At 61.9% G+C, this 23605-nt stretch carries 22 protein-coding genes, 1 tRNA gene and 3 pseudogenes; 4 read left to right on the top strand and 22 right to left on the bottom strand.

Annotation, left to right across the window (positions count from 1 at the left end; all coding sequences use genetic code 11):
* Positions 1–70 precede the first annotated feature (70 nt).
* Entirely contained in the window at positions 71–1345 is a 1275-nt protein-coding gene (locus K663_RS00940) for an MFS transporter (protein WP_145902188.1), read from the bottom strand.
* Positions 1346–1647: 302 nt separating this feature from the next.
* Here K663_RS00940 and K663_RS23075 point away from each other — a divergent pair, with 302 nt between their 5' ends.
* Positions 1648–2136 carry an acyl-CoA dehydrogenase family protein gene (locus K663_RS23075; protein ID WP_062112972.1) on the top strand — a complete coding sequence of 163 codons (489 nt, stop codon included), beginning with the start codon at positions 1648–1650 and terminating at the stop codon, positions 2134–2136.
* Positions 2137–2152: 16 nt separating this feature from the next.
* Positions 2153–2305 carry a hypothetical protein gene (locus K663_RS24750; protein WP_235589475.1) on the top strand — a complete coding sequence of 51 codons (153 nt, stop codon included), beginning with the start codon at positions 2153–2155 and terminating at the stop codon, positions 2303–2305.
* Between the two features lie 143 nt (positions 2306–2448).
* Here the strand turns inward: K663_RS24750 and K663_RS00930 are convergent, their stop codons facing one another.
* The gene (locus tag K663_RS00930) at positions 2449–4956 is read right to left on the bottom strand and encodes a TonB-dependent receptor (RefSeq protein ID WP_062112970.1); all 2508 of its coding nucleotides are present in this window, start codon (positions 4954–4956) and stop codon (positions 2449–2451) included.
* Between the two features lie 240 nt (positions 4957–5196).
* Here K663_RS00930 and K663_RS00925 point away from each other — a divergent pair, with 240 nt between their 5' ends.
* Positions 5197–6318, top strand: coding sequence for an NADH:flavin oxidoreductase (locus tag K663_RS00925; RefSeq protein WP_062120107.1), 1122 nt, complete (start codon positions 5197–5199; stop codon positions 6316–6318).
* A gap of 181 nt (positions 6319–6499) precedes the next feature.
* On the opposite strand, the gene K663_RS24225 is transcribed toward K663_RS00925, so the two are convergent.
* Positions 6500–6712: a hypothetical protein gene (locus tag K663_RS24225; RefSeq protein WP_158511135.1), complete on the bottom strand. Its 213-nt coding sequence runs from the start codon at positions 6710–6712 to the stop codon at positions 6500–6502.
* 36 nt (positions 6713–6748) lie between these two features.
* On the opposite strand from K663_RS24225, the pseudogene K663_RS24745 reads away from it, so the two are divergent.
* Positions 6749–6977, top strand: a pseudogene (locus tag K663_RS24745) (chloride channel protein); the annotation flags it as partial.
* 104 nt (positions 6978–7081) lie between these two features.
* Here the strand turns inward: K663_RS24745 and K663_RS25180 are convergent.
* The 19 genes and pseudogenes from K663_RS25180 to mnmA all read right to left on the bottom strand — a co-directional run.
* Positions 7082–7141, bottom strand: a pseudogene (locus K663_RS25180) (hypothetical protein); the annotation flags it as partial.
* A gap of 227 nt (positions 7142–7368) precedes the next feature.
* Positions 7369–7479 (bottom strand): annotated as a pseudogene (locus K663_RS24740) (Arm DNA-binding domain-containing protein); the annotation flags it as partial.
* 254 nt (positions 7480–7733) lie between these two features.
* Positions 7734–7809 (bottom strand) — tRNA-Phe (locus K663_RS00905).
* Positions 7810–7860: 51 nt separating this feature from the next.
* Positions 7861–8055, bottom strand: a complete 195-nt coding sequence (gene yacG, locus K663_RS23060) for a DNA gyrase inhibitor YacG (RefSeq protein ID WP_083535785.1) — start codon at positions 8053–8055, stop codon at positions 7861–7863.
* Positions 8045–9034, bottom strand: coding sequence for a hypothetical protein (locus tag K663_RS00900; protein WP_062112959.1), 990 nt, complete (start codon positions 9032–9034; stop codon positions 8045–8047). Before K663_RS00900 ends, yacG begins: the two co-directional genes overlap by 11 nt.
* Positions 9035–9037: 3 nt before the next feature.
* Positions 9038–9610: a Maf family protein gene (locus K663_RS00895; protein WP_062112957.1), complete on the bottom strand. Its 573-nt coding sequence runs from the start codon at positions 9608–9610 to the stop codon at positions 9038–9040.
* A 14-nt stretch (positions 9611–9624) separates the two neighbouring features.
* Positions 9625–9843, bottom strand: a complete 219-nt coding sequence (gene infA / locus K663_RS00890) for a translation initiation factor IF-1 (protein ID WP_003049127.1) — start codon at positions 9841–9843, stop codon at positions 9625–9627.
* 59 nt (positions 9844–9902) lie between these two features.
* Positions 9903–11192 carry an adenosylmethionine--8-amino-7-oxononanoate transaminase gene (locus tag K663_RS00885; protein WP_062112955.1) on the bottom strand — a complete coding sequence of 430 codons (1290 nt, stop codon included), beginning with the start codon at positions 11190–11192 and terminating at the stop codon, positions 9903–9905.
* Between the two features lie 62 nt (positions 11193–11254).
* Positions 11255–11683: a DUF4168 domain-containing protein gene (locus K663_RS00880; RefSeq protein WP_145902187.1), complete on the bottom strand. Its 429-nt coding sequence runs from the start codon at positions 11681–11683 to the stop codon at positions 11255–11257.
* Between the two features lie 166 nt (positions 11684–11849).
* Positions 11850–13871 carry a M13 family metallopeptidase gene (locus K663_RS00875; RefSeq protein ID WP_062112954.1) on the bottom strand — a complete coding sequence of 674 codons (2022 nt, stop codon included), beginning with the start codon at positions 13869–13871 and terminating at the stop codon, positions 11850–11852.
* Positions 13872–13924: 53 nt separating this feature from the next.
* Positions 13925–14539 carry a dethiobiotin synthase gene (bioD, locus tag K663_RS00870; RefSeq protein WP_062112952.1) on the bottom strand — a complete coding sequence of 205 codons (615 nt, stop codon included), beginning with the start codon at positions 14537–14539 and terminating at the stop codon, positions 13925–13927.
* Positions 14536–15660: an 8-amino-7-oxononanoate synthase gene (locus K663_RS00865; RefSeq protein WP_062112950.1), complete on the bottom strand. Its 1125-nt coding sequence runs from the start codon at positions 15658–15660 to the stop codon at positions 14536–14538. The genes bioD and K663_RS00865 overlap by 4 nt, the downstream gene beginning before the upstream one ends.
* Before the next feature lie 81 nt (positions 15661–15741).
* On the bottom strand, positions 15742–16395 hold the full coding sequence (locus K663_RS00860; RefSeq protein ID WP_443018983.1) for a DUF2490 domain-containing protein: 654 nt from the start codon (positions 16393–16395) through the stop codon (positions 15742–15744).
* Positions 16396–16574: 179 nt separating this feature from the next.
* Positions 16575–18698: a sodium-translocating pyrophosphatase gene (locus K663_RS00855; RefSeq protein ID WP_062112943.1), complete on the bottom strand. Its 2124-nt coding sequence runs from the start codon at positions 18696–18698 to the stop codon at positions 16575–16577.
* A gap of 251 nt (positions 18699–18949) precedes the next feature.
* Positions 18950–19864: a thiamine-phosphate kinase gene (gene thiL, locus K663_RS00850; protein WP_062112941.1), complete on the bottom strand. Its 915-nt coding sequence runs from the start codon at positions 19862–19864 to the stop codon at positions 18950–18952.
* A gap of 56 nt (positions 19865–19920) precedes the next feature.
* Positions 19921–20367, bottom strand: coding sequence for a transcription antitermination factor NusB (gene nusB / locus K663_RS00845; protein WP_062112940.1), 447 nt, complete (start codon positions 20365–20367; stop codon positions 19921–19923).
* An 85-nt stretch (positions 20368–20452) separates the two neighbouring features.
* Positions 20453–21742, bottom strand: coding sequence for a histidinol dehydrogenase (hisD, locus tag K663_RS00840; protein ID WP_062112938.1), 1290 nt, complete (start codon positions 21740–21742; stop codon positions 20453–20455).
* Positions 21732–22394: an ATP phosphoribosyltransferase gene (gene hisG / locus K663_RS00835; protein WP_037462972.1), complete on the bottom strand. Its 663-nt coding sequence runs from the start codon at positions 22392–22394 to the stop codon at positions 21732–21734. Before hisG ends, hisD begins: the two co-directional genes overlap by 11 nt.
* Before the next feature lie 69 nt (positions 22395–22463).
* Entirely contained in the window at positions 22464–23570 is a 1107-nt protein-coding gene (gene mnmA, locus K663_RS00830) for a tRNA 2-thiouridine(34) synthase MnmA (protein WP_062112936.1), read from the bottom strand.
* Positions 23571–23605 lie beyond the last annotated feature (35 nt).

The following is a 23605-nucleotide window of genomic DNA, read 5'->3' as shown; positions in this document are numbered from 1 at the left end:
ATTTGGATCCAGAACTATCACCGTGATGATAGATATGACATCAGGACAACTTTTCTTCTCGTCCTTGAGATTATGCCGCCTGTCCGATTATCTTCGGGCGGAATAAGGCGAATATCATCGCGACCAACAGGAAGGTCGCGATATGTATAAGAATGGGAACATCGTAACTTCCCGTTCGGTCGAACAGATGCCCCGCCAGCGGCGCCGCTCCGAACAGAAAGGGCACCTTGTAAAAATAGACATTCCCCATCGCGGCGGGGAAATTTTGCGGGCCAAGCCATGCGTTGATCATCACCGCGCACAACCCCACGATTCCACCGGAGATCAGCCCCGTCAGGCCCGCCACCGCGATGAGCGGGAGCAGCGCGGGCCCCAGGAGCAGCATCGCGGTCCAGGGCACCGTCCAGCCCAAAGCCTGCACAACGACAGCGCGCTGGCCGCCGATGCGATCGGCCAACCAGCCGAACAGCAGCGCGCCCGCCGTAGCCGAAATACCAAAGACGGACAGGAGCAGCGAAGCGGGCTGCAGGGCCAGGCCCTTTTCCACGGCCATGGACACGATGTGGGTGGTCATCATTACACCACCCGCCGTCAGCAATCCGATGCACAGCCAGATCATCTGGAACGATCGGCTGCGGTGGATTTCGCGGGTGGTCAGGATACGTCCCTTGCCCTGCCCGGACAAATCGGCGGCGTCCGTTGCAGCGGGCACGCTGCCATCATCGCCAAAGCTCCGCAGCCCCCGGTCCGCCGGCGCGGAGATCACGGTCATGGCCAGCGGCACGAACGCGAGCGACACGAGCGCAGCCATTGCGAATACGCCGGCCAGCCCGAAACGGGGCAGGACGATCGCCGTCAGCACCGGAAAGATCGCCACGAACAGCGGCATGTTGACGAAGCCTAGCACCCGCCCGCGCCCAGTCAGGAACCAGTTGTTCGCGAGCGTGGATGCCGAAATCGGGCCCAGCAGACATACGCCCGGTCCGATCACGAAGGTATAGATGGCCAGCACGGCTTCGATGTTCGGGGCCACGGTAAGCAGCCCGTAACCCGCCGCGTTGACGAGCGTGCCCACCAGCATCAGCGTACGGATGGAAAAGCGCCGCATCAGCCCGCCCATCAGCGGCGACAGCAAGCCCATCAGCAACGTCATGAACGCAAGGCCCGAAGCGGCCAGCGTGCGGTTCGTGTGATAGCCCGTCTCGAGCGCCCCGACAATTGTGCCATAGATACCGAAATTCATGCCGATGGCGCAGTTCTGCGCCAGGAAGGCGATAAGGAGCATGCGCCAGGCGGGATGCGAAAAGCTCCCTCCAGGCGCGACCAGCGAAGATGAACTGGTCACGACCGGCCCTCCGTACGTCGCGGCAGGCAGACACTGCGCGGCCTCATGGCCCTCTCCTTATCCTTCGACGTCCGTTGCCCGAACATGCTGCGAAGCCAGCGTTCCGGGCGGTAGCGGGACGCTCCATTCCGCTGTCATGCGGATTCCTCGCGCGCATCTTGTCTCGACTGCGGCACAGCTTGAAAGCCCTTCCATCTCACCTAGAGTTTTTGTGTATTCTGTCGGACGATCGGCTGTTTTCTCAATCCGAAGCTTGGCGCACCCCGGCCAGGCAATCAGTTCTTACGCGTGGCAATGACTGATTGCCCCTGGAGACGGCCGGTATCACGAGGCTGGTCTTCAGGCCTGAACCTTCAACAGCCGCCAAAAGGACAGATGATGGAAATCGGCCTTTCGCCCGATCACCAGACTGTCCGGGACAGGCGAAGAAAATCGTCGACGGGTTCGACGACGAATATTGGAGCAACGCCAGCGAAAAGCGCCGCTTCCCCTATGAATTTCACAAGGCCATGGCGGATGCCGGCTGGCTGGGGATCACCATGCCGGAAGATCTGGGCGGCGCTGGCCTTGGCGTCACAGAACCGGATGCGGGCCTGGATACCACCAGCATCAGCACATTCGCGAAAAAGGTGAACGGCGGCTATCGCGTCACCGGACTGCTGCTCACCCGCACGACTCCCAAGGCGGAATGCAAGAAGCCTACGGACGGCCTCACCCTCTTCAACATCGACCTGGACAAGAGCCAGATAGGGGTCACGAAGATCCCGAAAAAGGGGCCGCGCCTGCTTTAATGCCTGCACCCGTGCGGTGATGACGCATGGCGGCATGGGATATGCGGCCGAATATCAGGTCGAATGCCTCTTCCGCGATTCCATTTTGCCCGTCATCACCCCCGTCAGCCCAGCAAAGATCATAAATTGCATCGCCGAAAAGGTGGTGGGCCTGCCCAAGTCGTACTGACGAACTCTCTGCCGATTCCACCATTGCCGCCGCGCCTTAGTGTGGCGGCAATTTTTATGCGCGGATGGCAAAATGAAAAAAGCGCCCCCGCTTAGGCGGGGACGCTCCAGTTCGAACGGGGCGGCGAGCCGTCCCGGGGAGTTCTATCTGCCGAACCGGTAGCTCAGCCGCACCCATATTTCGCGGCCGCGACCGACATAGGCAGCCGTATCACCCAGAAGGCGAAGCGGATCATTCCGGGCATAGCGGCCCGGATCACTGCCGGTGAAGGGAGTGTCGCTGCTGCGGACGAAATAATATTTGTCCGTCAGGTTCCTGCCGATCAGGGCGATTTCCCAACGATCCTGTGCCTGGCTCAGGCGCAGCGATGCGTCAAACAGCGTGTAGCTCGGCTGGCGTCCTCCCGGCGTGTTGGTCGTGTCGGTGAAATACGAGTCCGAATAGCTCATATTGCCCGATAGCCCGATCTTCATCCCTTCATTGATCGGCCGATCGAAGTTGAAGCCGGCGTTCGCCGTCCAGCGCGGCGCGCGCACCAGTTCCTGGCCACTCAGATTCTGCAACAGGGCAGAGGTTCCGGTGAAGTTGTTGAACTGGACGAAACATTCTTCCGAAGGCTGACCGCGATAGCAGCTGGCCTGATAATCGATATAATAGGCCTTGTTGTAGTTCATCGCACCGTTCAGCGACAGACCGTCCAGTGGCGTCCGGTAGGTGAAATCAGCCTCTATACCCTTGGTCCGCACGCTGCCCGCATTGCGCAACTCCTGCTGCACGCCTGAAACCGTGACGCCCACCTGCAGGCCCGTCGTCTTGTAATTATAGGCGGCCAGGTTGACCTGCAAGGTGCGATCGAAAAGCGCCGCCTTGATCCCCGCCTCTATGCCCTTGGTGACCTGCTGGTCATAGGTGACCTGTTGCGTTCCTCCGATCACACCGGCCGTAGGCGTAAGCGCGCTGAAGCCCCCAGAAAGGAAGCCTTCCTTGTAGGAAGCATAGATATTCAGGTCGCGACTGGGATGAAGGGCGGCGGTGAATTCCGGCGACACATCGAAAAAGTCGACCTTGCGCCGCAACCCAGCGGCCGTGATCGGCGACAGATTGCCTGGCGCAGTGGGGTCATAATTGAGCAAAGTCGGCAGCCGCTTCTTTTCCCAGGACGCGCGCGCACCAGCACTCAGCTCGATGATTTCGATCGGCTTGGCGATGATCTGCCCGAAAATCGAATAGGATTGGCCTTCCTGAACATATTTATACTTGTTCAAAGCGACCGGATTGGTCGTTCGGGCAGGCGTGGTCGACCCGGCGGTCGCCTTACTGTCCGTGAACAGCCCGCCCATCATGAAGTTGATCGGCCCGGTAAAATCGCTGGCGAGCCGCAGTTCCTGCGAAAATTCGCGCAGCGCCAATTCATTATAGCTCGGCAGATGCCAGCGCCGCACCTGGGCGCCCTGCCCAGCGGGCGCGGGATTGCCTGCGCCATTCAAGAAATAGACCGCCCCATCTTCATAATAATATTGGGTGAAGTTCGCGATATTATCGAGCTTCTGCTTGTAAAAGCCGGTGACGGACGTGAGCTTCACATCCTCGTCCACCTGATAATTCATCTCCAGGCCGCCGAGGAACTGATATTGCTCCAGCCGGGGCTGGCCGCCATTCCAATCCATTTCGGGGAACAGATTTTCCACATTGGCGCCGTTGAAACCGCCGACCAGGTTCTTGTTGTCGGCAACGCAATTATCGACTGGCAGGTTGGCCGGCATGCCGATCGAGAACTGCGGAGCGCCCAAGGGGCAAGCGACGAATTGGGTGTTGCCGGCCGAACTCGTTTGGTCGATCACCTTACCGTAGGTCAGCTTCAATCGCGCGTCGAAGTTGTCGGCATTATCGAATGTCAGCGTGCCCCGGATTGCAAAATCCTTCTTGTCCGGCGCGCGGTGGCTATCCAGAGGGAAGATTTGGGCGGTCGAAGTGTTGGCGAAGTCGCGGGGCACCTCATTCTTGGCCCAGCCGCTCATATCGGAATAGAAGCCGGCGATGCGATAGCCGATCATGTCGTTGATCGGCCCGGACACATAGGCTTCGGTCCGAATTTCGCGAGCATTGAACTCGTAGCCCGCCTTGATACCGGCTTCGAACTTGTCGGTGGGATCGGCGGTGCGGATTGAAATGATACCGGCAGGGCTGTTCTTGCCGAAGAACAGGGCCTGAGGGCCCTTCAGGACTTCGATATGGGCAAGGTCCAGTTCCGACATGCGGCGGACGGTTGCGCGACCAATGCTGATTCCATCGATGTTGAAGGAAACCGCCTGATCGTTAAGAGGATTGTTGTCGGCACCGGCAAGGCCGCGAATGGAGATGATACCACCCTGCACGGTCCCGCCGCCTTCGCCGATGATCAGCGATGGCACCGCGCGCGCAACGGCGTCGACGGTAGTGATGCCGAAATTCTGAAGTTGCTCTTGCCCAATCGCGGTAATTGCCACCGGGACTTCCAGGGCGGTTTCTTCGCGCTTGCGTGCGGTGACAATGATGTCGCCAGGTGACACCATCTGCGCACTGCTGCTCTGCGCCATCACCGGCGCATGAACAGCCAGCGCGGCGACCGAAGCGGACGAAATGGCGAGCAATTTTGCAGCCGCTTTCTTCATTGGATTCCCCTCATGAGTTTTTATCTGTGGGGCGACAGTAGCAGCAACATCGAACGCTGCCGGGGAAATGATGGCCTTCGCACTTTGGGTACAGTTTTTTGGATTTCCGGTTGGAAGGCATCCGGATGCGGCCGCTGCGCGCCGTTCTGCCGCCTTATGCCGGATACAGGCTTGACTGAAGAGGAAGGCCGGACGACAGCATTGCCCCCAGAGTTCCATGATCAGCGGGAAGCCAGTGCGATGGAAAATAAAAGTCTCTTTACGCCGTTCCAAAGCCAGTCGCTTTCGCTGCGCAATCGTCTGGTCATGGCACCGATGACACGTACCTTCTCGCCGTCGGGCGTCCCGACCGCCGACGTGGCGGCTTATTACAAGCGGCGCGCCGAGGGAGGGGTCGGCCTCATAATCACCGAAGGCAGCTGGATTCCGCATTCCGGCGCATCCAATGAGGAGAACGCCCCTCGCTTCTATGGGGAGGACGCCTTGGCCGGCTGGGCGACCGTAGTGCGAGAGGTGCATGACGCCGGCGCGCAGATCGTGCCGCAACTGTGGCATGTCGGCCTTACGCACCGCCCCAAGGCCCCTGGCGTCTATGAAGACATACAGGAGGATTTCTCGACCCGGGTCAGCCCGTCGGGCTATGTCGCGGTGGGCGACAAGATCGCCGAGGGGATGAGCGACAAAGACGTGGAAGATCTCATCGAAGCCTATGCGACCGCCGCCGCGACAGCCAAGGCACTGGGCTTCGATGGCGTCGAAATCCACGGCGCCCACGGCTATATGGTCGACCAGTTCTTATGGGCCGAAACGAACAAGCGCACCGATCGCTGGGGCGGCGACATTGCCGGCCGCACCCGGTTCGCGGTGGAAATGGCGCGCGCATGCCGTGCCGCCGTGGGGCCCGACTTCGCGATCATCCTGCGCTTCTCGCAATGGAAGCTGCAGGATTATGGCGCGAAGCTGGCGACCACGCCGCAAGAACTGGAGCAGTTCCTGCTGCCGCTCGCCGACGCCGGCATCGACATCTTCCATGCCTCGCAGCGCCGCTTCTGGGAGCCCGAATTCGCTGGCAGCGATCTCAGCCTCGCCGGCTGGGCGAAAAAGATCACCGGCAAGCCATCGATCACTGTCGGATCGGTCGGGCTCGATCGAGAACTGCTCGAAACCAGTCCTGATCCGACAATTATCGCTCATGTCGCCAAGCTCGACCAATTGTTCAAAATGCATGAGCAGGGCGACTTCGACCTGGTAGCAGTGGGACGCGCGCTTATCGCCGACCCGGACTGGCCATTGAAAGTACAGGCCGGGCGCTTTGATGACCTTCAGCCTTTCGATGTAGGGCTGCTGGCGACGCTGACCTGAAATCAGTGTCGCGCCTGGCGCCTCGACTGCTTCCGAACCCGACCCTCTCCTACGTCGCGGCCGCTCGCGCCTCGCTTGCCGCCGGAACCGCCGCACGTTCCTTGCCGCGTACATAGATCGCCAAAAAGGCCAGCATGCCAGGCGTGCGAAAATTCCGGCCCGAAATACATCGCCTGCGCGATCAGATATTCCGCCCGGCTCGATCCCGGCAGCAATTCTTCCTGCCGAACCTGACCGTCATGTAGATGAACAGCAATTCAAACGAGACGGTGAGGGTCAGGGCGGCCCATAACAATTCCAGATACCAGTGCCGATATACGTTGAAATACATGTCATAACGCAGCACGCCCGTCCCGTCACAGCATAGCCAGAACAGCGTACTGAACAGCGGCACCGGAAACACCTTGTCGCGAAATCCCCGGATCGCCGGGCGATGATCGGCATGGCAGGCATCATGAGCGGCGCGATGCGCGGGCCCAGACCGGCGCGCTGTTCGCTGCCGCTTCGACGCGCTGCCGTTCTGCGTCGCCGCTTCCGTTTCGGCCTATGCAGTCAGCGTCCTGTTGATGCGCCCGTCGATCCTTACCGAAAAGATCGTCCGACGCGGTCGGCATATCTTCCAGGAATATAGCGTCGATGCGTTGGACCTGCTGCAGGCAAAGGGATGACCCCCAACCTCGTCACCTTGACTAAGGATATGAGGGTTGGTGGCGACGGCATAGCGGAAAACCTGACTGGAAAATTGAAGCAGCCGCCGTGCCGTTTCGAGCTTCCTCTTCGGTTCGGCCCGTCTGAGGATAGGCAGCAGGTCAGCGGGAACCATTTCAGCCACCGGCATCTTGCCCACGTCGGGGTCAAATGCTGAAGGAGATAGTCAGCCTTCTCCTGAGTGGAGAGCGACCAGCCTTCTTTCGTGCGCTTATTGATGAACCCGGCCGTGACGGTGGCGAAGGCGTTGCCAGCCGAAATCTGGCGTGGAGCTTTCCGGCGAACCTTCTCAACGCCCGGATCTTTGCCGGCGGACAATTCTGTCTTTGCCGCATCCCGGCGCTTGCGAGCGTCCGCAAGGCTCACGTCGGGATATGTCCCAAGGCCCAGCTTCTTCTCTTTGCCGTCGATCCTGTATTTGAGCCGCCACAGCTTTCCGCCGGTAGGTTGCACCAACAGGAACAGCCCGCCCGAGTCTCCGAGCTTGTAAGGCTTCTTCCACGCCTTCGCGTTTTCTGATCGCAGTGTCCGTCGGCGCCATAGGGGCCACTTTCCACGCACCAGGGGGCCAAGCGATTTCAGCTCCCCATCTGACCCCCATTTTTCCTGTCAGTATGTGGATAACACTGTACAGCATCCGACAGGGGATGCCTGATTTATCGCAGAAATCCGCGACAGATGGGGCTGGACTATATTGGAGAGGCAAATGGTGCCCGGGGACGGAGTCGAACCGCCGACACTGCGATTTTCAGTCGCATGCTCTACCAACTGAGCTACCCGGGCACTGGCGCCGGGGAGAACCACCGGCGGCTTCGAGAGGCGTGCCTATAGGCATCAATCCGGGGGGCTGTCCACCCCATAATTGTCGCTTTTTTTCATCTCGTCGGCGGCCGGTATGCCGGGAACGCGATATCCGTCACCAAGCCATTGCAGCAGGTCTCGATCGCGGCAAGCCTTGCTGCAGAAAGGGCGTGCTTCGGCCTGAGATGGCTGGCCGCAAATCGGACAGGGGGATGTTTTAGGCGACATGGCCACCGGATATGGCGAGGCTGGCGTCCGCCTTCAAGCTGATCGCGCCACCTCGGCGACGGGCAAGCTGTTCAACCCAATCGGGGCTCTTGTGCAGCCGGTCTATGATTGCAGGCGCGGCGGTGATCGTCGCGGGGCCACCGCTGCCGTGGCGCTCGGCGCGGCGCAGCAGTGCAAGCGTTGCCGTCTCGACCGGGTCGGCGCGAAGCAGCTCTATAAGACTCATCCGCTCTCGCCGTCGAATGATCTGGACAAAGCCAAAGCCGTTGACCGCCGTACGCTCGAAAGGCAACGGCAGATATTTGTCGATCTGCGCTGCAGCGACGGCGCGCTCATCCTTGTTGTTCATCGTCGGCAGGTCGATGCCGATGGACCCGGTCAGCCCCATGCGGCGGATCGCCTGAGCCGCAAGCTTGGCGCCTTTGGGACCGAGTTTGGCGGGGGGAAGGGAGCCATCGACATCGATCAGAATCATCGCCGGGGTAGGAAAGATGCGCAACGCCGCTTCCTCCGTGCCGATCTCGCCGGAGATCGCCTCTTCCATGAGTTCGCTCCACCCATGGGCTTCGAACCGGTCTTCTTCATGTGCGGGACATGGTGTGACCGGCAGGTCCGTTGCCCGCAGGCGCTGGAGCAGGCTGGGGGCGGGATGCGCCTTTGAGCCGGGCTGCGCAATGCGGGCTTTGGCAAGCTTGGCGCGCCCTTCCTCTGGAATGGCTTCGCGCAGAATGTCCAGGAGGACGGTCGCGCCCTCCGCGATCTTTGGAGGAATGGGTTCGACCAGCACCTCTTCGCCCGATATCAGGCGAGCGACCCCGCGCTTTTTAGGGATAATGGTGCGGACGAGCTTGCCCTGCATCACCGAGCCGGCGCGAGCAGCGTCGCTTTCGCGTTCGATCTGCGCTTCGACCAGACGGCCCTTTTCAATTTTTGCGGCGCGGGCTTCGCCGATGCCTTCTTCGTAAAGCCATTCGGCCATGGTTCAGTCCAATGGGTAGCCCGCTGCCCTGAGCAGCGCGCGGGTTTCATAAAGGGGCAGGCCCATGATTGCGCTGTGGCTGCCCTGGATGGCCCGAATGAGGCCAGCAGCCCGCCCCTGGATCGCATAACCGCCAGCCTTGCCGTGCCATTCTCCGCTGGCAAGATAGGCGTCGATCTCGGTGCGGTCGAGGCGCTTGAAGGTGACGATGTTGGTGGAGAGGCGGTGCCGCGCCCTGCCCTCTGCGTCGATCAGGGTAATCGCGCTCAGCACCCGGTGGCGGCGGCCGGAAAGAAGTTCAAGGCACTTGCCCGCTTCGGCCTCGCTCTCCGCCTTGGGAAGGATGCGGCGGCCCGCAGCCACAACGGTGTCGCCCGAAAGCACGAGCGCGCCTGGATGTCGCTGCGCCACCAGCGCCGCCTTGTCGGCAGCGACACGGGCGGCGTAAACGGCAGGCGGTTCGGCCTTATATGGTGTTTCATCTATATCGGCGGGGTCCACCGCATCAGGAGACACGCCGATCTGACCCAGAAGTTCACACCGTCTGGGAGAAGCCGAAGCAAGAATAAGCCGCATGGAAAAATTGCGGCTTATTTGAAGCGGTAAGTGATCCGACCCTTGGTCAGGTCGTAAGGAGTAAGTTCGACCAGAACTTCGTCACCCACCAGCACGCGGATGCGATTCTTGCGCATCTTGCCGGCAGTGTGGCCGAGGATCTCGTGATCATTTTCAAGCCGGACGCGAAACATGGCGTTGGGGAGAAGCTCCACAACCTGTCCGCGCATTTCAAGCAGTTCTTCTTTTGCCATAATATCCTGGGAAGCCAAAAAATCGCGCCGCCATAGCGCCAAACTGTGGAAAATGGAAGTCAGGCCGCAATGCCGAAAATATCACCGGCTTTCGAGAGGAGCGCGAAGATGTGATCAAGCTGATCTGCATCAACGCAATAGGGCGGCATCAGGTAAATGGTGTTTCCCAAGGGCCGGAGCAATAGGCCATTTTCAAGAAAGAACGCGCGCAGGCGCGGCGCGAGATCGGAAAGATAGCCTGCGTCCTTCGCGACCAGATCGATGGCAGCGATCGTGCCGAGCTGGCGCGGATTGGCAAAGGCGGGATGCTGCGCAAGGCGGCCGAGTCGCTGCTCAATTCCCTGCGACAGAGCTGCGATGCGGCCCAACACATCTTCTTCTCGCCAGATAGCGAGATTCGCGGCGGCGGCGGCGCAGGCGATCGCATTCGCCGTGTAGCTGCTCGAATGGTAGAAAAGACGGGAACGGTCGGTCGAGCTATGCGCGTCGAAGATCCGTGATGTCGCCAATGTCGCCGCAAGCGGGAGCGCGCCACCGGTAATACCCTTTGCCACGGCCATGATATCCGGGACCACGCCCGCCTGTTCGCAAGCAAAGAGGGTGCCCGTGCGGCCCCAACCCGTCATAACCTCGTCCGCGATGAAGAGGACGTCGTGCCGCGCGCAGATCGCAGCCATTTCGCGGAGGATTGCAGGCGGATAGAGGAGCATGCCGCCCGCCCCTAAAATCAGCGGTTCGACAATGAATGCAGCGGGATGCTGCGCACAGGCGGCTTCCAGCGCGTCCAGCGTCTGTTGTTCGGCGCCAGAAGCGGGAAAGGGGATGGTGCCCACGTCGAACAGGAGAGGGGTCCATGCGGCATTATAGACGCCCCGCTCGCCGATCGACATCGCCCCGATCGTATCGCCGTGATAGCCATGTTCCAGCACCAGGAGGCGATGACGCGGCGGCGAAAAACCGTCCTTCGCCCGATTGTGCCAGTAGCCGAGCGCCATTTTGAGTGCGACTTCGACAGCCGTGGAACCGCTGTCCGAGAAGAAAACATGGGCAAGCGGATCGTGGCCAGCCCCATTTGGCGCGATATCGATCAGACCGCGCGCCACCTGTTCGGCAGGCTCATGCGTGTATCCCGCGAAAATAAGCTGGTCGAGCAGCCCAGCCTGCGCTGCGATGGCCGCAGCGATACGCGGATGGCAATGACCATGCGTCGTCACCCACCAGCTGGAAATGCCATCAATCAGCGAGCCGCCGCCAGCGAGGTGCAGGATCGCACCATCGGCCCGCGCCACTTGCGGGATCGCTTCACCAAGGCCGTGTTGCGTGAATGGGTGCCAGACAGGGGAGGTCATGGAATGACGCTTAGAAGAGCAAGCGCGTCAGGCCAAGCTCCTCCCCTGCCCTATCTTTGCCGTTAGTTGGCAGGTGCAGCAGGCGTTGCCGGCGTCGCGGGCGCTGCAGGGGCCGCTGGCGTAGCCGGGGCGGCAGCCTGGATGCGCTGCTGAAGCGCCGGATCCGCCGCAGCAGCCTGGCCAATCTCGTTGAATTTTTCAGGCGCAATGCCCGACGCCTGCAGGGCAGCAAGCATTTTCGGCTGCTTTTCTGCGGCCGCGATCGAGGCGTCCGACTGAATCTTGGTCACTTCCACGGCTGCGGCAGCGAACTGCTTGATGTCGGCCTCGCTATATTGCGAAGCCCCCGCCGAAGGGGTCGCTGGCGCGGCAGGCGTTGCCGGGGATGCCGGAGCGGCTGTATCCTGCGCCAGGAGCGGCGCTGCGGCAAACAGAGCGGCCGACGCGAAGCCGGCTTTCAGAAAGGTGGATGAACGAAAACCCGTCAACATGCTTCTCCTCATGATTAATGAGTAAAAAATGTGGAAGAGACGCATCATCTTAAAGAGTGATCCGGCGAAGCGTGACATTTCAGGGATGACAGCAAGTTGGCGCAACTACTCACCGCTTCCTCCCCACAACCCACCGTAATGTCGAATCGTTACCACTGCGGAATAACTACCAGATTTTTATCCGATTCTGCGGTGCAAGGTAGAGTTTGCTGCCCGGCCTGGGTTTGAAGGCCGCATACCATTGATCGAAATTGCGAACCGTGTCCGCCCGATATTGCGACGGCGAATGCGGGTCGGTCACCAGCCGCTGGCGCAGATTCGGCTCGCGATAATTGCGGCGCCACACCTGTGCCCAGCCAAGGAAGAAACGCTGGTCGCCGGTGGTGCCATCAATCACGGGTGCCGGCTTGCCGCCGAGCGAAGCATGATAGGCGTCAAGCGCAACCGCAACACCGGCGAGATCCCCGATATTCTCGCCCAGCGTGAAGGCTCCCTTCACATGCGCGCCGGGGAAGGCTTCATAAGCGTCATACTGCTTTATCAGCTTGTCCGTCAGCCCCTTGAAGGCGACGACGTCGGCATCGCTCCACCATTGGTTGAGCTTCCCGGTCTCGTCATATTTGGCGCCCTGATCGTCGAAATGGTGGCTCAGTTCATGGCCGATAACCGCGCCGATACCGCCATAGTTGACCGCCGGATCGGCATGGGGATCAAAGAAAGGCGGCTGCAGGATCGCCGCAGGGAACACGATCTCCACCATGGAAAAGTCCGCATAGGCGTTGATCTCCATCGGCGTCATCTGCCATTCCCAGCGGTAGATGGGCTTGCCGAGCTTCCCCATCTGATAGTCGAATTCATATTGGTTCGACCGCAGAGCATTGCCGAACAGGTCCGCTGGACTGACCGTCAGGCCGCTATAATCGCGCCACTTTTCCGGGTAGCCGATCTTGGGCGTGAACGCGGCGAGCTTTTTGTGCGCCCGCACCTTGGCGGCGTCGCTCATCCAGGTCAGACCATCAATGCGACGACCCATGGCGGCAATGACATTCTTGACCAGCTGGTCCATCGCGGCCTTGGTGTCCGGCGGAAAATATTTGGCGACATAGAGCTTGCCGACTTCCTCGCCCATCGATCCCTTCACGAAATCGACAGCGCGCTCCCACCGTTCTTCCCGCTGCGGCGTGCCGGAAAGGGTAGTACCGTAGAAAGCGAAGTCGGCGTCCGCTACCCGGTCAGGCAGATAGGTCGCATAGGCGTGCAGGCTGCGGAGAAGCAGCGCGTCCTTCAACTGTTCGACCGGCGTCCGGGCGATAAGCGCCGCTTCGCCCGTGATCGCGCTTGGCTGCGCAACGATCAAGGCTGCGGGCCTAAGACCGTTAGCCGCGAAATAGCTGGTGAAATCAAAGCCCGGCGCAACCTTTTGCAAGTCGGCGAGGGACATCCTGTTATAGGTCTTGTCAGCGTCCCGGCTGTCGACGCGTGTCCAGTGAATCTTCGCCACTTCCGTTTCAAAGGCCATCAGCGCCGCCGCCCGGCGTTGCGTATCGGTCTGCCCGGCAAGCGTCAGCATCTGCTCAAGATGCGCGACATAGGCCGACCGGATCGTCGCCATCTTCCCGTCGGGCTGAAGATAATAGTCCCGGTCGGGAAGCCCCAGGCCAGCCTGGCGCAGGTTCAGGATATACTGTTCGGGATCCTTGTCATCCTGACCCACATAGAATGCGAAAGGCCCCGCAATCCCCGCCCGGGCAGCCTCGGCGGCAAGCCGGGCATAGTCGCCCTTGTCCCTGACGGCTTGAATCTTCGCGATCCATGGCTGCATGGGAGACAATCCCTTCTTTTCCACGGAGGCGGCGTCGAGATAGCTGGCGTAGGCGATGCCGATCTTGCTTGCGGGGTCGGAGCGTGCGGCTTCCAGAATGCCCTTCGTCCGTTCACGCGACAGGTCGTCCAGCACGTTGAAGGCGCCATAGTTGGACTTGTCCGCCGGGATCGGCGTTTCCTTCGCCCAGCGGCCATTGGCGTGCAGGTAGAAATCGTCACCGGGAGCAACGGCAGGGTCCATACCCTGCGTGTCGAAACCATAGCTGCCATAGGTGGGCTTTGCCGTGGATGTCTGGTCGGCCTGCGCAACGGAAGCGGCCAGAACCAGCGCCGAGGCTGCGGCGCCGAGGAGGAGGAATTTCATCGAAACATCCCTTGCTTGACCCAAATCGCGGGGAGTTGAGCCGCAACAGCGCTTCAGGGCAAGCGGATATTCGCCGCGAAGGCCGCCCGGAGGCTGTGCGCATTGAGCGGATCGAGATGCGGCAGGCGGCCAAGGCTGGGTATGCGCCCGAGCGCCGGGATGATTCGTTCATTCTCCGCATGTGGATCGCCGATGAAGGCGATCCCGGCCAGCGTGATGCCACGGCTGCGCAGCGCCTCGATGCTGAGCAGGCTGTGGTTGATGGTGCCCAACGCGGTGCGTGCGCACAGGATGACCGGCAGGCCCCAATGCGCAAAGAGGTCAGCCATCAACAATGTCTCGTTGACTGGGACCAGGACGCCGCCCGCCCCCTCCACCACCAATGGCCCATCGACCTGTGGCAGGGCAAGCCGGTCGAGGTTGATCTCTACCCCGTCGAGACGGGCTGCCAGATGCGGCGAGGCTGGAGTCTTGAGCCGATATGCTTCCGGCAGGATTTGCGTGGCGGGCAAGCCCGCAAGCCGCGCAACGGCTTCCTTGTCGCCCTCTGGGGCGATACCGGCCTGAACCGGCTTCCAATAATGAGCGCCGAGCGCCCCCGCGAGACCGGCGGCAAAGACCGTCTTGCCGATGTCGGTATCGGTGCCGGTAACAATGAAGCGGCTCATGCCAGAACCCGCCGCAACTGTTCTCCCAGCGCCGCGATGTCGGCGCGGCCGACATTCAGCGTCAATGAGATGCGCAAGCGGCTGGTGCCGGGTGGCACGGTTGGCGGGCGGATGCCGCGCACATCGAAACCGGCCTCCTGCAAGGCTAAGGCGGCGGTCATGGCGCGACGATCATCCCCCAGAAGAACCGGCACGATCTGGCTGCGCGGTTGCGGCAAGCCCAGCGGCGCACAGATCACCTCCCCGGCATCGACGCAAAGCGTCTTGAGCCGGGCGCGCAGGTCGTCGGCCTGTTCTATCCGGTCGATCGCAGCGGAGACGGCAACGGCCATCAGTGGAGACGGTGCGGTCGAGAAGATGAAGGCGCGGGCGCGGTTGATCAGATAGTCGATAATGATCTGCGGCCCACAGATCAGCGCGCCTTCCACCCCCATCGCCTTCCCGCAGGTGTGGAGCGTCACGACATTGTGCAGTCCATCCAGGCCCGCCGACAGGCCCCGCCCCCCCGGCCCGAAGACGCCGGTGCCATGCGCTTCGTCGAGAATCAGCATCGCATCATGGGTAGCGGCAAGCTTCGCAAGGTCACCCAATGGCGCTGTGTCGCCATCCATGGAGTAGAGCGTTTCGACAGCGATCCAAACGCGGCCCTTGCCCCCCTCGTCACGCCATGCGCCGATCAGGTCGGCGAAACTCTGCACATCATTGTGACGGGCAAAGACGGTCGCCGCCTTTGACAGGCGGATGCCGTCATGCACGCTGGCATGAATAAGCTCATCGGCGACAATCAGGTCGCCGCGCTGGGGCAGCGTTGAAAAGAGCGCGCAATTGGCCGCAAAGCCGTTGGCGAGGAAAAGCGCGCCTTGGGTGCGGAAGAAGGCGGCGGCCTTCGCCTCCAACCCCTCATGCTCGGGCGCGTTGCCGCGCAGCAGGCGCGACCCTCCAGAACCCACCGGCACACCGCGCGCAACCGCGTCGGCTACCGCCTGGCCAATGAGCGGATCGGATGCGAGGCCAAGATAATCGTTCGAGGCGAAATCGCGTCCGGTGCGCGGCACCAGGCGACGCAGCCGCCCGCGCTTGTCGAGGGCAGCCAACTGCGAGCGGAAGGGTTCGCTGGTCATGGACGCGCCTATAGGCCTCCAGACGGCGACGGGGCAAGCCGCTCAACCTTGCCTCCCACCAGCTTCGACTGGAGAGCGCCTTCAGAAGGAGAAGCTGATCGCTAAGGACGCGACATTGTCATTGGAGTCGTCAGCGTCCGGCCGGAAACCATGCTGGTGCAGATAGCCGAACTCCGCATTCACATTCTTCGCCAAGGGCGTGGTGATCGCGATCATGTTGCGCATCCGCTCCTCGCCCTCGACACGCTGAAAATTGGTGGTGTTGAGGTCGATGAAGCTTTCATGGCTCAGCACCAGCGCTGTCTTGCCGCCTTCCTTGAAGGGCAGGACATATTTGACATAGGGCCGCACGCGCCAAGCGGTGCCGTCAACCCCTTCGCGCCAGCGCTCCTCCAGCCTAAGCCGCGCGCTGAGCTGGCCCGGTCCAATCTTTACGATATTGTCGAAGGTCACCTGCTGGCGGCCACGATGCTCCATCACGGTGAAATCACCCGCCGCATAATTGGGATCATGCGTATAACCTGCCCATAACGTGACGTTCTTGCTGACCTTGTACCCGATCAGCGCGTTCATTTCGATTTCGTACAGGCCGTCTCGATCGTTGCTGAAGCGGCCAACCATTTCCTGCGAGAAGCGCCATTTGTCGCTGATCTTAACCGTCGCGCTGGCAACGGTCCAAAGCTGTTCATCCTCGCTTGCCCGTGCAGCGGTCGGCAGGGCAGCCAATGCCACCATCGCTGAGAGGAAAAGCCTTAAAGTCGGTCGCATATCAAACGGTCTCCCGCGCCACGTGGCGTCGGCGCCGACTATGACCGTTATGTGACTCTATCATTTCTGTTTTATTTCAGTTTGAAGACTATTCCCCCGCAATGTTGCTAGAATTGCCCTCTCCATTGCTGGAGAGGGCATCCCGATCAAGCTCCGTGCGCCAGCGCAGCGAGCAACAACAGCGCAACGATGTTGGTGATCTTGATCATCGGATTGACCGCGGGGCCAGCCGTATCCTTGTACGGGTCGCCTACGGTATCGCCAGTCACGGCCGCCTTGTGCGCTTCCGATCCCTTGCCACCGTGATTGCCGTCTTCGATGTACTTCTTCGCATTATCCCAAGCGCCGCCGCCCGAGGTCATCGACAGGGCGACAAACAAGCCGGAGACGATGACGCCCAGCAGCAGCGCGCCCAGAGCCGCGAAGCCATTGGGCGTACCCGCCACGGCCGAAATCGCGAAAAAGACGACGATCGGGGCCAGCACGGGCAGCAGGCTGGGGATGATCATTTCCTTGATCGCGGCGCGGGTGACGAGATCGACGGTTCGCGCATAATCAGGGCGCGACGTTCCTTCCATGATCCCCCTGTTGGTGGCGAACTGATCGCGCACGTCCTTGACGACGTCGCCCGCAGCACGGCCAACGGCGGTCATGCCCATCGCGCCGAACAGATAGGGCAGCAGCGCGCCCAGCAGCAGGCCGACGATCACGTAAGGATTGGACAGACTGAAATCGACCGGTTCCGTCAGGCCGAGCGCGGAATTGTAGAATTTCAGGTCTTCCGTATAGGCGCCGAACAGCACCAGCGCGGCCAAGCCCGCCGAGCCGATGGCGTAGCCTTTCGTTACCGCCTTGGTCGTATTGCCCACGGCGTCCAGCGCGTCGGTCTTGGCCCGCACACTGTCGTCGAGATGGGCCATTTCGGCGATGCCGCCCGCATTGTCCGTGACCGGACCATAAGCGTCGAGCGCCACGACCATTCCTGCCAGAGCCAGCATGGCCGTCGCCGCGAAGGCGATGCCGATCAGGCCCGCGAGCTGGTGCGCGACGATAATGCCCGCGACGATCACCAGCGTGGGGAGCGCCGTCGCTTCCAGGCTCACGGCAAGGCCCTGGATCACGTTGGTGCCATGGCCGGTTTCGGATGCGCGGGCAATGCTGCGCACCGGACGGTAGTTGGTGCCGGTATAATATTCGGTGATCCAGACAATCAGGCCCGTGACCGCCAGACCCACCATCATCGACCAGAACAATGCGATACCGGTATAGCCGCCATTGCCGTCAAGATCGGCGCCGAAGCGGGCGTTAAGATCGCCCAGGGTGAACTGGGCCGCGAAATAAATCGCCGGGATCGACAGGATGGCCGTGGTCCAGAAGCCCTTGTAGAGCGCGCCCATGATCGACTGGCTGGAACCCAGCCGTACCATGTAGGTGCCGATGATCGAGGTGATGATGCACACGCCGCCGACGATCAGCGGCAGTGCCATGAGTTGCAGCAGGAAGGCATTGTCGACCCCAGTCACCAGCAGTGCAGTCAGCACCATCGTCGCGCCCACCGTCACGACATAGGTTTCGAAAAGGTCAGCCGCCATCCCTGCGCAGTCGCCGACATTGTCGCCGACATTGTCCGCGATGACTGCGGGATTGCGTGGATCATCCTCCGGGATGCCCGCCTCTACCTTGCCCACCAGATCCGCGCCGACGTCTGCCGCCTTTGTGAAGATGCCGCCGCCCAGACGCGCGAAGATCGAAATAAGGCTGGCGCCGAAGGCCAGCGCGACAAGGGAGTCGATCACCAGGCGATCGTCGGGAGCGTGGCCCGCAGGGCCGGTCAGATACCAGAAGAAGACGCTGATCGCGAGCAGTGCCAGCCCAGCCACCAACATGCCGGTGATCGCACCTGCCCGAAAGGCAACTGTAAGGCCACTTTGCAGCGAGGTCCGCGCAGCTTCGGCGGTGCGCACATTGGCGCGGACCGAAATATTCATGCCGATGAAGCCCGCCGCCCCCGACAGGATCGCGCCGATCAGGAAGCCGATCGCTGAAACCGCGCCCAGAAAATAAAGGACGATCGCCGCGACAACGACGCCCACCACGCCGATGGTCATATATTGGCGGCTGAGATACGCTCTCGCACCTTCCTGGATGGCGCCAGCGATAGATTGCATGGTTTCGTTGCCAGCGGAGGCCGCCAGCACCTGTCGACTGGTGAACAGTCCGTAGAGCACGGCCAGCAGGCCGCACCCTATGGCGATATAGACAATTTGCATGGATGTTCCTCTCCCCCTGTTATCACTGTCATCAGCCGCTCCGCAGGGAATAACGGGCAGGCGAAAGGCATAAGGGCGGGCAGCCGGAATTCACGCATCCGGCATCGGGCACCGCATCAATCAGCATCAGGTACACGCACATCATGCGGTCCAACCGGGCTGAGAAAGGATGGAGGGGAAGCTACAGCCCGGACCGGCTGCGTCAAGCCGTTACAGAAATGACCTGAATCAGCAACTTGCGGCGATAGCGATCATCCATGTTCCCACCCAAGGCTGGCGGGCAGCGGCATCGCCGCCCCGTCGATGAAGAGACTGAGCCCCGATCCTGCGGAAAAGTGTCCCACGGGAATAGCCCTCACCTGCGGCTTGAGCGTGGGTGGAAGGGCGAACAGCAATTCATAATCGTCCCCCGCCTGCGCCGCGGCGATCTGTAGCGCGGTGCTGGCGCCGCGGGCCGATTCCAACGCGGAGGACAGCGGTATATGGTCGATGGTGACGGCAAGCCCGCTCGCCTCCGCCATGCGTGCTGCGTCGATCAGCAATCCGTCGGACACATCCATCATCGCATGAACATGCGAGCAGAGCAGTGCTCCTTCGACCAGGCGCGGCTTCGGCCGCCGATAGGCATCGACCAGCGGCCCCGACGCACCCGGATTGGACCGCAGCAGGTCCAGCCCTGCGCCGGCGTCACCTACCGGCCCTGTCAGATACAGCCTGTCGCCCGCCCGCGCTCCCGCCCGGATAGGCACAGGGCCGGTGGCCTCGCCGATCGCGGTCAAGCTGTAGCTGCGCGGGCTGCCAGCCGGCATTTGCACCGTGTCGCCGCCCAACAGCGGCATCGCATGGCGGCTGAGCGCATCGCCCAAGCCTTCAAGGAAAGCGGCGTCCCAATTGTCGTCACCCGATAAGGCGTAGTTGAGCAGGCATCCCACCGGGCGCCCACCCTTCGCAGCCAGATCGGACAGGTTTACGGCGGCAAGCTTCCAACCGATGTCGGCGGGCGGGTCGGTGGGAAGGTAATGCACCCCCTCCACCATCGTGTCACTGGTCAGGACCAGGCGGGTTCCTCCCACCTCCAACACCGCCACATCATCCTGCAGACCCTGCGCACCGGGATCGTTCGCCAGCAAGCGAAGCAGCGTCAGGAAGCGGGATTCAGCCGACATGACCGAAGATCAGCCTATATTCGAAACCAGACAGGTCGCCCGTGTCCGGCATGGCGCTACTTCCGCACATCCTTTGCCACGCCATCGAGCAAGCCGTTAACGAAGCCTGCTTCACGCTTGTCGTAAAAGGCATGGGCGACATCGACATATTCGCTGATCACCGTTCCGGTCGATACATCCTTCCGCGCGAGCAGTTCATATGTGCCCGCCCGTAGAATCTGCCGCATCGGCTTGTCGAGCCTTTCCAGGCTCCAGCCCTTGGACAGGCGCGCCGTGACGATACCGTCGATCTCGCTGCGGCGCTTTTCCACGCCGGTCACGATATCGTCGAAAAAGCTTTCCTCCGCCTGGGCATAGGTAACATCCTCGATCGTCGCGCCCAGCCGGTGCTGATGGAACTCGTGCAACAGCGTCGCAAGCGGGATGCCCTCCATCTCCAACTGATACAGCGCCTGAACCGCGGCGAGGCGGGCGGCGGAGCGGGATTTGGAGCGTTCGTTCATAAAGGTCTTTTATTCCGTTTGGTTCTGGCCTGTCGAGAACCCTGCGCATCCGGTTCCCGACAGGCCAGAACCGAATGGAACATCATCACCGCAGCCGCACCGCCACCGATGCTGCGTGGGCTGGCAGTCCCTCCGCCTTCGCCAAGGCAACCGCAGCCGGGCCGATGGCCTCGATTGCAGCCCTGTCGAGGCTCAAGAAACTGGTGCGCTTCATGAAATCGAGCACCGAAAGCCCCGATGAGAAACGCGCACGACGACCGGTCGGCAGCACATGGTTGGGACCAGCGACATAATCGCCCACCGCCTCTGGCGTCATGCGGCCAAGGAATACCGATCCGGCATGACGCACCTGCGCGAACAGGGCGTCGGGATCATCGACGGCCAGTTCCAGATGCTCGGCCGCCAAGCGGTTCACCAGCGGCATCGCTTCTTGCAGGTCGCGCACCAGGATGATCGCGCCATTGGCTGCCCAGCTGGTAGTCGCGACCGCCTGGGTTGAAAGCAGCGGCAGACGCTTTTCCACCGCCGCAGCGACGGCATCGGCGAAGGCGGCATCGTCGGTGAAGAGGATCGACTGGCTGGTCGGATCATGTTCGGACTGACTGAGCAGATCGGCAGCGATCCAGTCCGGGTCATTCTGCGCATCGGCCACGACGACGATTTCGGACGGGCCAGCCACCATGTCGATGCCGACCACGCCGTACAGCTGCCGCTTGGCCTCCGCCACCCAGGCATTGCCCGGTCCGGTGATAACATCGACCGGCCTGATCCGGTTAGTGCCATAAGCGAGCGCGGCCACTGCCTGCGCTCCGCCGATGCGCCAGATTTCCTCGATCCCCGCGATGCTGGCTGCGGCCAGGACCAGCGGATTGATCTCGCCATTGGGTGTCGGCGTCACCATTGCGATGCGCGAGACGCCCGCGACCTTGGCGGGAATGACGTTCATCAGCAGCGAACTGGGATAGGCCGCCCGGCCCCCCGGCACGTAAAGCCCGGCCGCATCGACGGGCGTCCAGCGCGCGCCCAAGCGGACACCTGCCGCATCGACGCTGTCGCTGTCCAACGGCTTCTGCTTTTCATGATAGGCGGTGATACGCGCCGCCGCGAGTTCCAGCGCATCGCGCAATTCAGTGGAAATGCCCTCCAACGCAGCGCGACACTCGGCCGGTTTTACCGCCCAGCCGCTTGCGTCCAGATCGTGCCGGTCGAAGCGATTGGTATAATCGGCGATCGCCGCGTCGCCTTCCGCGCGCACCCGTTTCAGGATCGCGCCGACATCGCGCGACACATCTTCGTCCGCCTCGCGCCGGGCATCGACCAGGGCCGTAAAGGCTGCGGCGAAGTCCGCGTCGCGGCTGTCGAGCCTAAGCGGCATTCTTCACTCCCACGGCCTTGCGGAAAGCCTCTACCAGAGGGGCGAGGTCAGCGGACCGCATCTTGTAAGCGGCGCGATTGACTACCAGACGGGCTGACACCTGCATGATGACATGTGTTTCGACCAAGCCATTGGCCTTGAGCGTCGCTCCCGAGGAGACGAGATCGACGATGCGGCGAGACAGGCCCAACGACGGGGCCAGTTCCATCGCGCCGTTCAGCTTCACGCATTCAGCCTGGATACCGCGCGCTTCATAATAGCGGCGCGTGAGATAGGGATATTTGGTGGCCACGCGGACATGGCTCATCGCCGCCTCATCCTCGTCGGCGAGATCGACAGGCTCCGCGACCGACAGGCGGCAATGGCCGATATCGAGGTCAACGGGGGCGTAGAGTTCGGAATAATCGAACTCCTCGACCACATCGGAACCGACGATGCCGATCTGCGCCGCGCCGTGAGCGACGAAGGTCGCGACGTCAAAAGCGCGCACACGGATAATCGATATGTCAGGACGGTTGGTGGCGAAGCGCAGGGCGCGGCTTTTCTTGTCATGAAATTCCGCCTCCGGCTCTATGCCGACGCGCGCGAGCATAGGCAGCGCTTCATCAAGGATGCGGCCCTTGGGGATGGCGAGAGTGAGCGGACGAGTCATGACCGGCGGGCCTTACTTGGCGGGGGTTGAAAGGGCAAGGTCGCGCAGGGCGGATCGGGAAGCGCGTTCCTAAGCGGCCTCGGCCAGCGCCGGTTCGGTCGCCGCAATCCAGCCGCCGCCCAGCACATGATCGCCCGCATAGAGTACCGCCGCCTGCCCCGGCGCGACGCCGAACTCGGGCGCGTCGAAAACCAGCCGCCCGCCATCCAGCCGCGCGGGCACCGGCTTTGCCATCGACCGCACCTTGGCCGTCAATGGCCCAGTGAAATCACGGCCCAGCCAGTTGATGTCGGACAGCTGCGCCGCGGATACTGCAAGGGCCGCCTTTGGCCCGACAATTACCCGCCGCTCCGAGGCATCCAGACGAACGACGTATAGTGGCTCCGCCTGCCCGCCGATCTCCAGCCCCTTGCGCTGGCCTACCGTGTAATGGATCAGCCCCTTGTGCGGCCCAAGCACACGACCATCGATATGGACGATCTCGCCGCCCTCATCGGCATCGGGACGCAGCTTTCGCACGATCTTGGCATAATCGCCGTCCGGCACGAAACAAATGTCCTGGCTATCAGGCTTTAGCGCGACCGCCAGGCCCAGTTCACCCGCGATCTCGCGCACCTGCGGCTTGGGCATGCCACCAAGCGGGAAGCGCAGATAATCGAGCTGCGCCTGGGTTGTAGCGAAGAGGAAATAGCTCTGGTCGCGTGCGGGATCGGCCGCCCGGTGCAGCTCGGCACCCTGCGAACCTTCGACCCGGCGTACATAATGGCCCGTCGCCAGACAGTCCGCACCCAGGTCGCGCGCGATCTGGAACAGATCGGTGAACTTCACCCCCATATTGCACTTCACGCACGGAATAGGCGTGCGTCCCGCCATATATTCATCGGCAAAGTCGGCGATGACCGAATCCCGGAAGCGGCTTTCATAATCGAAGACATAATGCGCGATACCGATACGGTCTGCGACCGCGCGGGCATCGCGAATGTCCTGCCCGGCGCAGCAGCTGCCGGTGCGGCCAACCGCCGCGCCATGATCGTAAAGCTGGAGCGTCACGCCGATGGTTTCCGCGCCGGTGCGGGCGGCAAGCGCGGCGACGACGCTCGAATCCACGCCGCCGGACATGGCAACAACGATTCGGCGCGCGCTGAGCGGCTCGGGCAACTGAAACTGAGGCTGCATGGGCGCGCATATAATCGCGCCTGCGCGCGCATTCC

Origin of the sequence: Sphingobium sp. MI1205 (genome assembly GCF_001563285.1) — a bacterium.
Lineage (GTDB): Bacteria > Pseudomonadota > Alphaproteobacteria > Sphingomonadales > Sphingomonadaceae > Sphingobium.
This window is presented reverse-complemented; position numbering and strand designations above follow the sequence as displayed.

Bases quoted from the DNA above. Each gene is read 5' to 3' on its own strand.
- nusB (WP_062112940.1), bottom strand. From the start codon at position 20,367: ATGAACGAACGCTCCAAATCCCGCTCCGCCGCCCGCCTCGCCGCGGTT.
- K663_RS00860 (WP_443018983.1), bottom strand. From the start codon at position 16,395: ATGGTGGCATTGGCTGCCCTGCCGACCGCTGCACGGGCAAGCGAGGAT.
- hisD (WP_062112938.1), bottom strand. From the start codon at position 21,742: ATGCCGCTTAGGCTCGACAGCCGCGACGCGGACTTCGCCGCAGCCTTT.
- K663_RS00895 (WP_062112957.1), bottom strand. From the start codon at position 9,610: ATGCGGCTTATTCTTGCTTCGGCTTCTCCCAGACGGTGTGAACTTCTG.
- hisG (WP_037462972.1), bottom strand. From the start codon at position 22,394: ATGACTCGTCCGCTCACTCTCGCCATCCCCAAGGGCCGCATCCTTGAT.
- K663_RS00865 (WP_062112950.1), bottom strand. From the start codon at position 15,660: ATGACCAGCGAACCCTTCCGCTCGCAGTTGGCTGCCCTCGACAAGCGC.
- bioD (WP_062112952.1), bottom strand. From the start codon at position 14,539: ATGAGCCGCTTCATTGTTACCGGCACCGATACCGACATCGGCAAGACG.
- infA (WP_003049127.1), bottom strand. From the start codon at position 9,843: ATGGCAAAAGAAGAACTGCTTGAAATGCGCGGACAGGTTGTGGAGCTT.
- mnmA (WP_062112936.1), bottom strand. From the start codon at position 23,570: ATGCAGCCTCAGTTTCAGTTGCCCGAGCCGCTCAGCGCGCGCCGAATC.
- K663_RS00875 (WP_062112954.1), bottom strand. From the start codon at position 13,871: ATGAAATTCCTCCTCCTCGGCGCCGCAGCCTCGGCGCTGGTTCTGGCC.
- K663_RS00900 (WP_062112959.1), bottom strand. From the start codon at position 9,034: ATGGCCGAATGGCTTTACGAAGAAGGCATCGGCGAAGCCCGCGCCGCA.
- thiL (WP_062112941.1), bottom strand. From the start codon at position 19,864: ATGTCGGCTGAATCCCGCTTCCTGACGCTGCTTCGCTTGCTGGCGAAC.
- K663_RS00855 (WP_062112943.1), bottom strand. From the start codon at position 18,698: ATGCAAATTGTCTATATCGCCATAGGGTGCGGCCTGCTGGCCGTGCTC.
- K663_RS00885 (WP_062112955.1), bottom strand. From the start codon at position 11,192: ATGACCTCCCCTGTCTGGCACCCATTCACGCAACACGGCCTTGGTGAA.
- K663_RS00880 (WP_145902187.1), bottom strand. From the start codon at position 11,683: ATGTTGACGGGTTTTCGTTCATCCACCTTTCTGAAAGCCGGCTTCGCG.
- K663_RS00925 (WP_062120107.1), top strand. From the start codon at position 5,197: ATGGAAAATAAAAGTCTCTTTACGCCGTTCCAAAGCCAGTCGCTTTCG.
- yacG (WP_083535785.1), bottom strand. From the start codon at position 8,055: ATGTCGCCTAAAACATCCCCCTGTCCGATTTGCGGCCAGCCATCTCAG.
- K663_RS00930 (WP_062112970.1), bottom strand. From the start codon at position 4,956: ATGAAGAAAGCGGCTGCAAAATTGCTCGCCATTTCGTCCGCTTCGGTC.